Source organism: Bacteroides sp. Marseille-P3684 (genome assembly GCF_900291465.1).
Classification (GTDB): Bacteria; Bacteroidota; Bacteroidia; order Bacteroidales; family Bacteroidaceae; genus Phocaeicola_A.
Genome location: NZ_LT985808.1, coordinates 167,392 through 179,783, shown reverse-complemented (window position 1 = coordinate 179,783; position 12,392 = coordinate 167,392). Strand labels below are relative to the sequence as shown.

Sequence of the window (12,392 nt, the reverse complement as noted above, 5' to 3'; positions counted from 1 at the left end):
ATGAAAAAAGTATATACAAGCGTTTATTTATTATTGGTGCTGTGCGTAGTGACGGCTTGTTCGGGTTGGTTGGACATAGAACCGGATGGACAAGCTACCAATAACAAACTGACTGAGACGGGAGATGGGTACCGCACGATGTTGAGTGGCGTGTATAAGGCGATGACCTCTCCAAATCTGTATGGGAGGGAGTTGCAATTCGGCATTGTGGACTGTATGTCCCAGCAGTATACGTGGGCGTGGCAGACTGCTAACGGTACAACCGGTAATACGGTTTATCAGGCTGCCAAGGCGTTTAACTATTATGATGTAGGCTTGCGAGAGCTCATTGATGCAATCTGGAAAGATGGTTACAACGTGATAGCCAATGCGAATAATCTCATCCAGAACGTGAGGGATGAAGCTCCTGAAAAGTTTGCAGAGGGCGAACTGGAACGTGACATGATTCTGGGCGAGGCTTATGCCTGTCGCGCGTTGATGCATTTTGATTTGTGCCGTCTGTTTGCGCCGGCACCGATAGAAAACGAAAGCGGGAAGTATCTTCCCTATGTGGATGTGTATCCTAATATCCAGCCGGAAGCCATTGATGTCAGGACTTTCTTGACTAAAGTGGTCAATGACCTCAGAGAAGCGCAAAAACTGACTGCACGTATTGACACGACAGCCATCGGCATGAGTGCCAACTCTTCCGCCAATGCCCGTTTCTACAATCAATTGGATTATGGCATGGAAGGACATCCGGATGGTACGGGGCTTGATGACTTCTTTCTGGAGCGAGGCTATCGTTTGAATTATTATGCCGTCACCGCCCTGTTGGCGCGTGTCTATCAGTACATGGGTGAGGATGCTCTGGCATTCGAATGTGCAGATGAGGTGATGACCTTTCAAGCTAAAGGAGCTAACGGGATGGTTTACGACATGTTTACACAGGATGACTGGTATACGATGATTGCTGCAGAAAACAATGAGGCACGGACGGACTTGAAGACTGTCTCCAATCTGATATTTGCTCTTTACAACGAAGATTCCTACCTCGACTATGATTTGGGTACGTTCTTTCAGAAGCGTTCCGAGGCTCAAGGTGGAAATGCCCGTTGGCTGGCTGTGGATGTGAATGGGCAGGAGATATTCCAGAACAGAGCAGGTGTTGATGAGAAGGAACAGGATTACCGGTATCTGTATTTGTTGTTCAAACCTGATTATGCGGCATTTGACTATGGTGATGACTATCGCATATCCACAAAATGGTATTGTAGTGAAGACAAGGATATTCGCACGAAGAACCTACAGACATTGCCTGTCATCAGAGCTACTGAAATGCGCTATATCATGGCGGAACACTATGCACGCCAAGGCAATTTCATGGAGGCATATGACATATTGAACGCTATCCGTAACAGTCGCGGAATCTATATGCCTTTGGATGTGTCTAACAACCTGGAGCGCTTCTTGCAAGATATGACACGCGATGCGCAACGCGAATGGATCTCTGAAGGGCAACTCTTCTATTTGTATAAACGTCTGGGAGCTAAAGTGAAGACGGCTAATGGGGAACGCAGGCTTAACAAATCAGAATATATGTTGCCTGTCCCTGCCAATCAAACGATGTAATCATTTAATTCGCCTGATTATGATAAAGAAAGTAATCTTTTTGATGACCGTTCTTGGCGGAATGCTGATGACGGCCTGTGAGGAACAAGATATAATGGTGTTTGGTGACGAACACATGGTCTATTTTGAGAAGTTCTGGCATGATTCCATGCTAGGTAATGAGAAGTCGGATTCGACTCAGGTGACATTCTACTTTAATGAAGCTGCAAATACCACTCAACATGCAGAGCTTGTAGTGGTGCTGGCAGGACGAAAACTGGAACGGGACGCGCACTTCCGTTTGAGAGTCGTGGATGAATTGACTACAGCACTCCCGGAAGATTATACTTTGCAGGATGAGTACACCTTCCGTGCATTGCCCGTCCGGGACGATGCTCTGCAGATGCAGGACACGATTCGGATTCAGCTCAATCGTACCTCACATCTTCAGAGCCTGGAAGATGGGTTCCGTCTGGTCCTTGAAATTGTCCCTTCCGAAGCATTGGGAGTTGGACAGTATGAACGTTCGCGGGCCATCATCTATGTATCGAAGAACCCGGTTCGGCCCGAATGGTGGAACATTGAAGTCTCAACTTACCTGTTGGGCACTTATTCACCTTTGAAATATAAGCTCTTCCTGGAGAATGTTCCGGGTGCGAGAGAATTGAATAAGGAAATCATTGAGGACTCTCCTGACTGGGCGCGTAAGCTGGCATTGGACTTTAAGAAATGGCTCATAGAAAATCCTACCTACGATGAGGATGGATCTCTGTTGGACGTCCCGGTATAAAAAGGACTCAAGTTTTGTCGGTGTTCCACTGTGACTTGAGCGTATGAAAGTTGAATGTGATAATAAAAAATGCTGATTATGAATAAACTTATATATGGTCTGTTAGCAAGCGTATTGGTATTGACCGCTTGCTTTGAAGATGAAGGAAATTACGATTATGAAGTGACCAATCCGCCTCATTGGTTGGTGGATTACACTCAGCCAACTTACTTTGTCGGTTATCAGGATGGTGAGGTCATACTGAATGGTGCTCCGCTCTTTACCTGGGATACTGACTCCCTGGAGCGTTCAGAAGAAGTGTCCTATGAATGGGTTGTCAATGGAAACACTGTGGCTGAAGGGATAAGAGTTGCCATGAAAACGGAAGAGCTGATGGAGAAAGCCGGTATAGAAAGTTTCTCCGGTTCCATGGGAACATACGGCACTTTCAATGTGGTGGAGAAATCGACGGGGGTGAAATACATGGCAAAAATCATGTTGTGGTGCTATCCTCGTTATTCCAGTGGAAACTGGATGATTCTCACGGACAATGGAGGAAAAGCGGGTATGGCGGCAGTACGGAAGATGAATGTCATGGAGAATGGTGTGCAAGTAGCCAAATATGAGGTTGTCAAAAATGCCTATGAGGCTGCTAATGCCGGACAGTCGATTGCAGGCAAGCCCATCGGCCTTAATTGGGCTCTTGATAGGCATGTCGGACAAAACGGTTCGCTCACGGTCGTTACCGATCGGGGAGGTTATGAATTGAATGCTGAGGACTTGACGCTGCATGCCATGATTGGCGGAGAGCAATTTTTGAATGGAGTTCCTGCAGGATTCAAATTACAGGCACGTGCAGATCACGATGGAACAGATATGTATCAGCCTGCTACATTCTTGGCTTCAGCTGATGGACAGATTTATACCCGTGTGATGTCAAAGAATTATTTGGGAGGCAAATACCTGAGTGAGCCTTACTATATAGATGAAAAGGGGTACAAGGTTTCCAAGTTTGGCAATGCATTGTTTAATGGCATGATACCGTGTTATGATGAGTTGAACCGTCGTATCTTGATAGCAGCGGTTAGCCTGCAGGAAGTTTCTGTGGGTACGGAGGGAGACAAGTTGCTCGTATCGCAGCCGCAGATTGTAGCCCTGTCGGGCATACCCACTCAGGGGGCTCCGGTTGGTGAATTTCCTGAAGGCACGGAGATCCTTTATCTTGGTCTGAATCGGTTTTATCCGATGAATGGGCAAATGGTGTTTGTCTGTCTGTATAATTTGCCAGGGGAAAGTGGAACTCAATTACGTCATTTCAGTGTTTATATGAAAGGACTGCGTCCCAACCTGTCTCCTTATCAATTCCAATTTAGCGATAGGATGTTGGAAGACCGTTTTGATGCATCTTCTTGTTTTGTTTCCAGCGGAAGCAACCGTTTCCCGGCGACTTGCCGAACGGCAGCCCGTACGATTTTCTATTCAAAAGATAATCAGGTGCATTATATGATTTATGACGGGACTGTATTTGCTTCGACCCAAACGAAAACAATGTCGTTGCCTGATATCACATCGCCAGTCACTTGTTTGACATTGGCTTATTATAATTGCAATCAGTTATTTGTAGGCTGTGAGAATGGCGATGTGCTGATTTATGACATAAAGACTTATGATCTGCCCGTCCTGTTGTTTAAAGGAAATGTTGGAGCTAAAGTATTCAAGGTTCGTCAGCTTGGACAGCAGTCTCCCTCTAATGACAAGTTTAATGATTAATCGATTATGTATATGAGAAATTGTATAATTATACTAGCTTTCCTGATTTGTTGCTTGCCATTGATGGCACAGTCTGCCTATGAGGTGACATTTGTCAACCATCAATCGGATACAGGTTTTGATCTAGAGAAAGTATACCTGTTTTCATTGGCTGACAGGGTGGCAATTGATAGTGCTGTTTGTGTGAATGGTATTTATACGTTTAAAGGAAGCGCTGAGTTGCCCATATTGGCTTCTATTTGTGGCACTCCTACCGGTTACAGTGTGGTGGCGGCTTTTATTCTCGATGACATGCCTGTGAAGGTGACGCTTGATCGGGGTGTTCTAGTGGAAGGCTCTGATATCAATGCACGCATGGCGGCCATTACTGCAGCCATCAATCAAGGAGGAGTTGAGCAACGCCGCATACAGCAGGAGGCTGTCCAAAAGACTGAAGAAAACAATGGGCAGTTGCCTGATTCGGTAGCCAGACGTTTGGATAAGGAATGGGAGGAAGCGTCTACACGGCAGATGAAAGCCCTTCGTCAGGGAATCTTGGATAATAGGGACAATTTGATTCCTACCTATTTTATTCTCAACTATGATGATGTGTTGGGTATGGACTTTTTGGAGTCATTCTTACGTGACTATCCGTATAAGGATAATCCCTTGTTGGCTTCTACCCGCCGTAAAATGGAAGGAGCCAAGCGCAAAGCGGAGGGAGCTCCTTTTACTGATTTTGCTTTACCCGATTCACAAGGCGTGATTCATAAACTTTCGGATTATGCCGGGCATGGGAACTATGTACTTGTTGACTTTTGGGCCAGTTGGTGCGGTCCCTGTCGGGCTGAAATGCCGCAGATGAGTACGCTATATCAGGAATATCATCCGAAAGGCTTTGAGATAATCGGTGTCTCTTTGGACAATAACAAGGATGACTGGATGAAGGCTGTGGAGCAGCTGGAGATTGTCTGGATGCAGCTTTCCGACCTGAAGGCTTGGAAAAGCGAAGCCGCCCGATTGTATGATATACGTGCCATACCTGCTACCCTTTTGATAGGTCCGGATGGAAAGATTGTCGCTTTTGGACTACGTGGAGATGCACTTCGCCGTAAGTTGGCTGAAATTTATGAGTGATATATTCATTCTAGGTTAACTCTGAGAGTTGGACCTGGGGGCGTAAGGCAGTTGTTGGATATTGTCTGTGGCCTCCAGGTCTTGTCATATATAAAAAAGAGACGGATGCCATAAACTTTTCTTGTGTGATTGTCATAATGCATGAAGATTGAATCTGCCTTCGCATGTGTTCAGTATCACCCAAGCGAGATTTCTTCCAGAATCCTAAAAGAACCCCTCTGATTGTAACCTGACTATTCCTTGCAAAGTGTCAAACTCCTATAAAAAATATAAAAACGGAAGTCTCGGTTATTTTAAGATTACAAACCTATTGCTAATTAAAATGTTATTAGTAACTTTGCAGCCCGAAAAGTATATTTTCGCTTCAACAGAAAAGTAACAAAACAATATATAATAATTAAAATCGAACAGAAATGCCTACTATTCAACAACTAGTAAGAAAAGGAAGAAAGGTTCTGGTTGAGAAAAGTAAGTCTCCGGCATTGAACGCTTGTCCTCAAAGACGTGGCGTTTGCGTCAGAGTCTATACGACTACTCCGAAGAAACCGAATTCGGCAATGCGTAAGGTTGCCCGTGTGAAACTGACTAACCAGAAGGAGGTGAACTCCTACATTCCGGGTGAAGGTCACAACTTGCAGGAACACTCCATCGTCCTGGTACGTGGCGGTCGTGTGAAAGACCTTCCGGGTGTACGTTATCACATCGTTCGCGGTACTTTGGATACTGCCGGTGTGGCTAACCGTACCCAACGTCGTTCCAAATACGGTGCCAAGCGTCCGAAACCGGGTCAGGCTCCTGCAGGTAAGGGTAAGAAGTAATCAACCGACTTTTCTGGAAAGGAAATTTATTTATTAAAATCGTTTTGGTTTGGTGGAAAATGCTTAAAGGTTGAGTAAATGCTTCAGAGGAAGCGTTGAAGAAAACAAGATTGCAGCCTCAAACAAAACATTATGTTCAAACAAAATGAGAAAAGCAAAACCAAAAAAACGTGTGGTTCTTCCGGATCCCGTATTCGGCGACCAAAAAGTTTCTAAGTTTGTAAACCACTTGATGTACGACGGAAAGAAGAATACTTCTTATCACATCTTCTATACCGCCCTTGAGACCGTTAAGGCAAAGCTTCCCAACGAAGAGAAAACTCCGCTGGAAATCTGGAAGAAAGCCTTGGATAATGTAACTCCGCAAGTTGAGGTTAAGTCCCGCCGTATCGGAGGCGCGACTTTCCAAGTTCCTACTGAAATCCGTCCCGATCGTAAAGAATCGATCTCTATGAAAAACTTGATTGCATTTGCCCGTAAGCGTGGCGGTAAATCAATGGCTGACAAGTTGGCTGCCGAGATTATCGATGCGTTCAACGAGCAAGGTGGTGCCTTCAAGCGTAAGGAGGATATGCACCGTATGGCTGAAGCTAACCGTGCATTCGCTCACTTCAGATTCTAATCAAGTATTAATAAACTGAATATTAAGGAAGCAAAATGGCAAAACAAGACTTGCATTTGACCCGCAATATCGGTATCATGGCTCACATCGATGCCGGTAAGACAACGACTTCTGAACGTATCCTGTTCTACACCGGATTGACTCACAAGATTGGTGAGGTTCACGATGGTGCTGCAACAATGGACTGGATGGAGCAGGAGCAGGAGCGTGGTATCACCATCACCTCGGCTGCTACGACCACCCGTTGGAAGTATGCGGGCAATACTTATAAGATCAACTTGATTGACACTCCGGGACACGTTGACTTCACCGCTGAGGTAGAACGCTCACTGCGTGTGCTTGACGGTGCTGTGGCTACCTACTGTGCGGTAGGTGGTGTGGAACCCCAATCTGAAACCGTATGGCGTCAGGCTGATAAATATAATGTTCCCCGTATCGGTTATGTGAACAAGATGGACCGTTCGGGTGCCGACTTCTTTGAAGTTGTCCGTCAGATGAAGGACGTGCTGGGTGCAAACCCCTGTCCGATTGTCATCCCTATCGGCTCTGAAGAAAACTTCAAGGGTGTGGTTGACCTCATCAAGATGAAGGCCATCCTGTGGCACGACGAGACAATGGGTGCTGACTATGACGTAGAAGAGATTCCCGCAAACCTGCAGGATGAAGCCAACGAATGGCGTGAAAAGATGCTGGAGAAGGTGGCTGAATTCGACGACGTGTTGATGGAGAAGTTCTTTGACGATCCCTCGACCATCACCGAAGACGAAATCCTCCGTGCACTGCGTGCTGCTACCCTGAAGATGGAGGTTGTTCCGATGACCTGCGGTTCTTCGTTCAAGAACAAGGGTGTGCAGACTTTGCTGGACTACGTTTGTGCCTTCTTGCCCTCTCCGCTGGATACTCCGAACATCGTGGGTACGAACCCGACGACCGGTGCTGAAGAAGACCGCGTACCGAGCGAAGACGAGAAGACTGCAGCTCTGGCATTCAAGATTGCTACCGACCCGTATGTAGGCCGTCTGACTTTCTTCCGTGTATATTCAGGTAAGATTGAGGCCGGTTCATACATCTACAACTCCCGTTCGGGCAAGAAGGAGCGTGTATCTCGTCTGTTCCAGATGCACTCCAACAAGCAGAACCCGGTTGAAGTGATCAGCGCCGGTGATATCGGTGCCGGTGTTGGTTTCAAGGATATCCGTACCGGTGATACGCTTTGCGACGAGACTGCTCCGATTGTGCTGGAGTCTATGGACTTCCCCGAACCGGTAATCGGTATCGCCGTTGAGCCGAAGACTCAGAAGGACCTCGACAAGCTGTCCAACGGTCTTGCCAAGTTGGCTGAAGAAGACCCGACCTTCACCGTACGTACCGACGAGCAGAGCGGCCAGACCGTCATCTCCGGTATGGGTGAGCTTCACCTGGACATCATCATCGACCGTCTGAAACGTGAGTTCAAGGTTGAGTGTAACCAGGGTCGTCCGCAGGTGAACTACAAGGAGGCCATCACCAAGACAGTGGAACTCCGCGAGGTTTACAAGAAGCAGTCCGGTGGTCGTGGTAAGTTCGCCGACATCATCGTAGCCGTTGGTCCGGTTGACGAAGACTGGAAGCAGGGCGGTCTGCAATTCATCGACGAGGTGAAGGGTGGTAATGTGCCCAAGGAATTCATTCCTTCCGTACAGAAAGGTTTCCAGACAGCCATGAAGAACGGTATCCTCGCCGGCTTCCCGCTCGACTCGCTGAAGGTGGTTTTGAAGGACGGTTCGTTCCACCCCGTGGACTCTGACCAGCTGTCGTTCGAGATCTGTGCCATTCAGGCTTACAAGAACGCTTGTGCCAAGGCAGGTCCCGTGCTGATGGAGCCCATCATGAAGCTGGAGGTTGTTACTCCGGAAGAGAACATGGGTGACGTAATCGGTGACTTGAACAAGCGTCGCGGTCAGGTGGAAGGTATGGAATCCAGCCGTTCAGGTGCCCGCATCGTGAAGGCAATGGTTCCCCTGGCAGAAATGTTCGGTTACGTGACAGCTCTGCGTACCATCACTTCCGGTCGTGCCACTTCATCCATGACCTACGATCACCACGCACAAGTTTCGGCATCGATTGCCAAGTCTGTGCTTGAAGAAGTCAAGGGTCGTGTAGACTTGATCTAAAACAAACAAAATAGCGCAAGCAAGGAGGCAGGTTAGCGAATGACTCTTAACCTGCCCACCTGCCTGCCTGATAAAAGAACAATAACAATTTATTCAAACAATGAGTCAAAAGATTAGAATTAAACTGAAATCCTACGATCACAACTTGGTAGACAAGTCTGCTGAGAAGATTGTAAAGACAGTGAAAGCAACCGGCGCCATCGTAAGCGGCCCGATTCCCTTGCCTACTCACAAGCGCATCTTCACTGTGAACCGTTCAACCTTCGTAAACAAGAAGTCTCGCGAGCAATTCGAGCTCTCTTCTTACAAGCGTCTGATTGACATTTACAGCTCCACAGCAAAGACTGTAGACGCACTGATGAAGTTGGAACTGCCGAGTGGGGTAGAAGTGGAAATTAAAGTTTAAACGAACCATTAAAAATTAACTGAAATGCCAGGATTATTAGGAAAGAAAATCGGAATGACATCCGTCTTCAGTGCTGATGGTAAAAACGTACCATGCACTGTTATCGAAGCTGGTCCTTGTGTAGTTACTCAGATTAAGAGTGTAGAAAAAGATGGCTATGCAGCTGTTCAGGTAGGCTTCCAGGAAGCAAAAGAGAAGAATACCAGCAAACCGCTGATGGGTCACTTTAAGAAAGCCGGAGTAACTCCGAAGCGCCACTTGGCCGAGTTCAAAGGATTTGAAAACGAGTTAAACTTGGGTGACGTAATCACCGTAGAACTGTTCAACGATGCTCCCTACGTGGACGTAATCGGAACTTCTAAGGGAAAAGGATTCCAGGGTGTTGTAAAAAGACATCACTTCGGTGGTGTAGGCCAGACTACTCACGGACAGCATAACCGTGCCCGCAAACCGGGTTCTATCGGTGCTTGTTCATATCCCGCACGTGTATTCAAGGGATTGCGCATGGCAGGTCAGATGGGTGGTGATCGTGTGACTACTCACAACTTGCAAGTATTAAAAGTGATTCCTGAGCACAACCTTCTGCTCATCAAAGGTTCTGTTCCGGGTTACAAAGGTTCAATCGTAATAATTGAGAAATAATGGAAGTTAGCGTATATAACATTAACGGTCAGGAGACCGGAAGAAAGGTAGCGTTAAACGAATCTATCTTCGGAATTGAACCCAATGATCACGCTATTTACTTGGCTGTGAAACAATACATGGCAAACCAACGCCAGGGAACTCACAAATCAAAAGAAAGAAGCGAAATCAGCGGTTCTACTCGTAAATTGGGTCGTCAGAAAGGTGGCGGCGGTGCTCGTCGCGGTGACATCAACTCACCGGTATTGGTAGGTGGTGGCCGCGTGTTCGGTCCCAAACCTCGTGACTATTGGTTCAAGCTGAACAAGAAAGTAAAAGATTTGGCACGTCGCTCAGCTCTGTCATACAAGGCACGTGAGAATGCCATCGTCGTAGTTGAGGACTTCACCTTCGAAGCTCCTAAGACTAAGGACTTTGTAGAAATGATAAATAACCTTAAAGTTTCTGATAAGAAGTTGCTTCTCGTTTTGCCGGAAAGTAATAAAAATGTATATTTGTCAGCTCGTAACATCAAGCGTGCAAACGTTATAATTGCTTCAGATCTGAATACTTACAAAGTTTTGGAGGCAGATACTCTCGTGATTACTGAAAGCTCGCTGAAGAGCATTGATAACTTTGCAAAATAAGGAGGCTTAGATAATGGGAATTATTGTAAAACCGTTAGTGACAGAGAAGATGACCGCAATATCCGAAAAGAGCAATCGTTTCGGATTTATTGTGCGTCCTGAGGCTAACAAACTTGAGATTAAGAGTGCAGTAGAAGCGATGTATAACGTGACCGTGGAGAGTGTCAACACGATGAACTATTCCGGTAAGAACAAGACTCGTTATACGAAAGCCGGACTTGTGAAAGGTCGTAGAAATGCTTATAAGAAAGCAATTGTGACTTTGAAAGAGGGCGATACTATTGATTTTTATAGCAATATTTAAATAGAAGATGGCAGTACGTAAATTTAAGCCCACAACACCGGGGCAGAGACATAAGATTATTGGTACTTTTGAAGAGATTACTGCATCGGTACCAGAAAAATCTCTTGTAAGTGGAAAACGTTCTTCAGGTGGTCGTAACAATGTAGGTAAGATGACTGTCCGCTACATTGGTGGTGGCCACAAGAGAAAATTCAGATTCATTGACTTCAAGAGAAACAAAGACGGTGTTCCCGCAGTGGTTAAGACAATTGAATACGATCCGAACCGTTCGGCTCGTATCGCTTTGTTGTTTTACGCTGATGGTGAAAAACGCTATATCATTGCTCCTAATGGATTGCAGGTAGGCAGCACTTTGATGTCCGGTGAGAATGCAGCGCCTGAGATTGGTAATGCACTTCCCCTCCAGAACATCCCCGTTGGTACCGTGATTCACAACATCGAATTGCGTCCGGGTCAGGGTGCTGTGCTGGTAAGATCAGCTGGTAACTTTGCTCAATTGACTTCAAGAGAAGGTAAGTATTGCGTCATCAAATTGCCTTCAGGTGAGGTTCGTCAGATCCTCAGCGCTTGTAAAGCTACCATTGGTAGCGTAGGTAACTCAGACCACGCGTTGGAAAGCTCCGGTAAGGCCGGTCGCTCTCGTTGGCTGGGTCGCCGTCCTCACAACCGTGGTGTTGTAATGAACCCTGTTGATCACCCGATGGGTGGTGGTGAAGGACGCGCTTCTGGAGGTCACCCGAGATCACGTAAGGGATTGTATGCTAAGGGCTTGAAGACAAGAGCTCCGAAGAAACAATCTTCTAAGTACATTATCGAAAGAAGAAAGTAATAACAAGGTTAATTGAGTAAATTATGAGTCGTTCATTAAAAAAAGGTCCATATATTAACGTCAAACTTGAAAAGAAGGTGCTCGCCATGAATGAGAGCGGCAAGAAGTCTGTTGTTAAGACTTGGGCCAGAGCTTCAATGATTTCCCCTGATTTTGTAGGGCATACTATTGCAGTTCATAACGGAAATAAATTCATCCCTGTTTATGTTACAGAAAACATGGTAGGTCACAAGCTGGGCGAGTTCGCTCCGACACGTACCTTCCGTGGACACGCTGGCAACAAGAAAAAATAAACAGGCATTTATCTGAAATAATAAAGAAAAGCTAAATAATGGGAGCAAGAAAAAGAATTTCGGCTGAAAAAAGAAAAGAAGCCCTTAAGACCATGTATTTTGCAAAGTTGCAAAATGTTCCTACCTCTCCGCGTAAGATGCGTTTGGTTGCAGATATGATTCGTGGTATGGAAGTGAACAGAGCACTTGGTGTCTTGAAGTTTTCTTCTAAAGAAGCTTCTGCCAGAGTGGAACAGCTGTTGCGCTCTGCTATTGCTAACTGGGAACAGAAAAACGATCGCAAGGCTGAAGACGGCGAATTGTTTGTAACGAAGATTTTTGTTGATTGCGGTCCGACGCTGAAGCGCATGAGACCGGCTCCGCAGGGTAGAGGTTACAGAATCCGCAAACGTTCGAACCACGTGACTTTGTTCGTTGATACGATTAATACTAATGATAATCAAAACTAAGAGTA

Annotated in this window: 14 protein-coding genes; all 14 read left to right on the top strand. The window is 46.2% G+C overall.

All coding sequences use genetic code 11. The annotated features are described in order from the left end of the window. Positions 1-1,611 carry a RagB/SusD family nutrient uptake outer membrane protein gene (locus C8275_RS00770; RefSeq protein ID WP_106483695.1) on the top strand — a complete coding sequence of 537 codons (1,611 nt, stop codon included), beginning with the start codon at positions 1-3 and terminating at the stop codon, positions 1,609-1,611. 19 nt (positions 1,612-1,630) lie between these two features. After that, on the top strand, positions 1,631-2,380 hold the full coding sequence (locus C8275_RS00765; RefSeq protein WP_106483694.1) for a DUF4843 domain-containing protein: 750 nt from the start codon (positions 1,631-1,633) through the stop codon (positions 2,378-2,380). 78 nt (positions 2,381-2,458) lie between these two features. Beyond that, complete coding sequence (locus C8275_RS00760; protein WP_157948114.1) at positions 2,459-4,129, top strand: PKD-like family lipoprotein; 1,671 nt, start codon at positions 2,459-2,461, stop codon at positions 4,127-4,129. 12 nt (positions 4,130-4,141) lie between these two features. Beyond that, entirely contained in the window at positions 4,142-5,245 is a 1,104-nt protein-coding gene (locus C8275_RS00755) for a TlpA disulfide reductase family protein (RefSeq protein WP_157948113.1), read from the top strand. 413 nt (positions 5,246-5,658) lie between these two features. Further along, positions 5,659-6,063, top strand: a complete 405-nt coding sequence (gene rpsL / locus C8275_RS00750) for a 30S ribosomal protein S12 (RefSeq protein ID WP_022384885.1) — start codon at positions 5,659-5,661, stop codon at positions 6,061-6,063. A gap of 70 nt (positions 6,064-6,133) precedes the next feature. Next, positions 6,134-6,685, top strand: a complete 552-nt coding sequence (rpsG, locus tag C8275_RS00745) for a 30S ribosomal protein S7 (RefSeq protein WP_199881830.1) — start codon at positions 6,134-6,136, stop codon at positions 6,683-6,685. A gap of 35 nt (positions 6,686-6,720) precedes the next feature. Then, positions 6,721-8,838, top strand: a complete 2,118-nt coding sequence (gene fusA, locus C8275_RS00740; RefSeq protein WP_106483690.1) for an elongation factor G — start codon at positions 6,721-6,723, stop codon at positions 8,836-8,838. Positions 8,839-8,938: 100 nt separating this feature from the next. Continuing rightward, positions 8,939-9,244, top strand: a complete 306-nt coding sequence (gene rpsJ, locus C8275_RS00735) for a 30S ribosomal protein S10 (protein ID WP_005941888.1) — start codon at positions 8,939-8,941, stop codon at positions 9,242-9,244. A 24-nt stretch (positions 9,245-9,268) separates the two neighbouring features. Further along, positions 9,269-9,886, top strand: coding sequence for a 50S ribosomal protein L3 (gene rplC, locus C8275_RS00730; RefSeq protein WP_022384882.1), 618 nt, complete (start codon positions 9,269-9,271; stop codon positions 9,884-9,886). Beyond that, positions 9,886-10,512 (top strand): 50S ribosomal protein L4, encoded by a 627-nt coding sequence (gene rplD, locus C8275_RS00725; RefSeq protein ID WP_106483689.1) that lies wholly within the window; start codon positions 9,886-9,888, stop codon positions 10,510-10,512. The genes rplC and rplD overlap by 1 nt, the downstream gene beginning before the upstream one ends. Positions 10,513-10,525: 13 nt before the next feature. Further along, on the top strand, positions 10,526-10,816 hold the full coding sequence (gene rplW, locus C8275_RS00720) for a 50S ribosomal protein L23 (protein WP_022384880.1): 291 nt from the start codon (positions 10,526-10,528) through the stop codon (positions 10,814-10,816). Between the two features lie 7 nt (positions 10,817-10,823). Next, on the top strand, positions 10,824-11,645 hold the full coding sequence (gene rplB, locus C8275_RS00715; protein WP_022384879.1) for a 50S ribosomal protein L2: 822 nt from the start codon (positions 10,824-10,826) through the stop codon (positions 11,643-11,645). Positions 11,646-11,668: 23 nt separating this feature from the next. Next, positions 11,669-11,938, top strand: a complete 270-nt coding sequence (gene rpsS / locus C8275_RS00710) for a 30S ribosomal protein S19 (RefSeq protein WP_013618002.1) — start codon at positions 11,669-11,671, stop codon at positions 11,936-11,938. 38 nt (positions 11,939-11,976) lie between these two features. After that, entirely contained in the window at positions 11,977-12,387 is a 411-nt protein-coding gene (gene rplV, locus C8275_RS00705; RefSeq protein WP_022384878.1) for a 50S ribosomal protein L22, read from the top strand. The last annotated feature ends 5 nt before the right edge of the window (positions 12,388-12,392 follow it).

Coding starts and splice junctions, on each gene's coding strand:
- C8275_RS00770 (WP_106483695.1), top strand. CDS start 1: ATGAAAAAAGTATATACAAGCGTTTATTTATTATTGGTGCTGTGCGTA.
- C8275_RS00765 (WP_106483694.1), top strand. CDS start 1,631: ATGATAAAGAAAGTAATCTTTTTGATGACCGTTCTTGGCGGAATGCTG.
- C8275_RS00760 (WP_157948114.1), top strand. CDS start 2,459: ATGAATAAACTTATATATGGTCTGTTAGCAAGCGTATTGGTATTGACC.
- C8275_RS00755 (WP_157948113.1), top strand. CDS start 4,142: ATGAGAAATTGTATAATTATACTAGCTTTCCTGATTTGTTGCTTGCCA.
- rpsL (WP_022384885.1), top strand. CDS start 5,659: ATGCCTACTATTCAACAACTAGTAAGAAAAGGAAGAAAGGTTCTGGTT.
- fusA (WP_106483690.1), top strand. CDS start 6,721: ATGGCAAAACAAGACTTGCATTTGACCCGCAATATCGGTATCATGGCT.
- rpsJ (WP_005941888.1), top strand. CDS start 8,939: ATGAGTCAAAAGATTAGAATTAAACTGAAATCCTACGATCACAACTTG.
- rplC (WP_022384882.1), top strand. CDS start 9,269: ATGCCAGGATTATTAGGAAAGAAAATCGGAATGACATCCGTCTTCAGT.
- rplD (WP_106483689.1), top strand. CDS start 9,886: ATGGAAGTTAGCGTATATAACATTAACGGTCAGGAGACCGGAAGAAAG.
- rplW (WP_022384880.1), top strand. CDS start 10,526: ATGGGAATTATTGTAAAACCGTTAGTGACAGAGAAGATGACCGCAATA.
- rplB (WP_022384879.1), top strand. CDS start 10,824: ATGGCAGTACGTAAATTTAAGCCCACAACACCGGGGCAGAGACATAAG.
- rpsS (WP_013618002.1), top strand. CDS start 11,669: ATGAGTCGTTCATTAAAAAAAGGTCCATATATTAACGTCAAACTTGAA.
- rplV (WP_022384878.1), top strand. CDS start 11,977: ATGGGAGCAAGAAAAAGAATTTCGGCTGAAAAAAGAAAAGAAGCCCTT.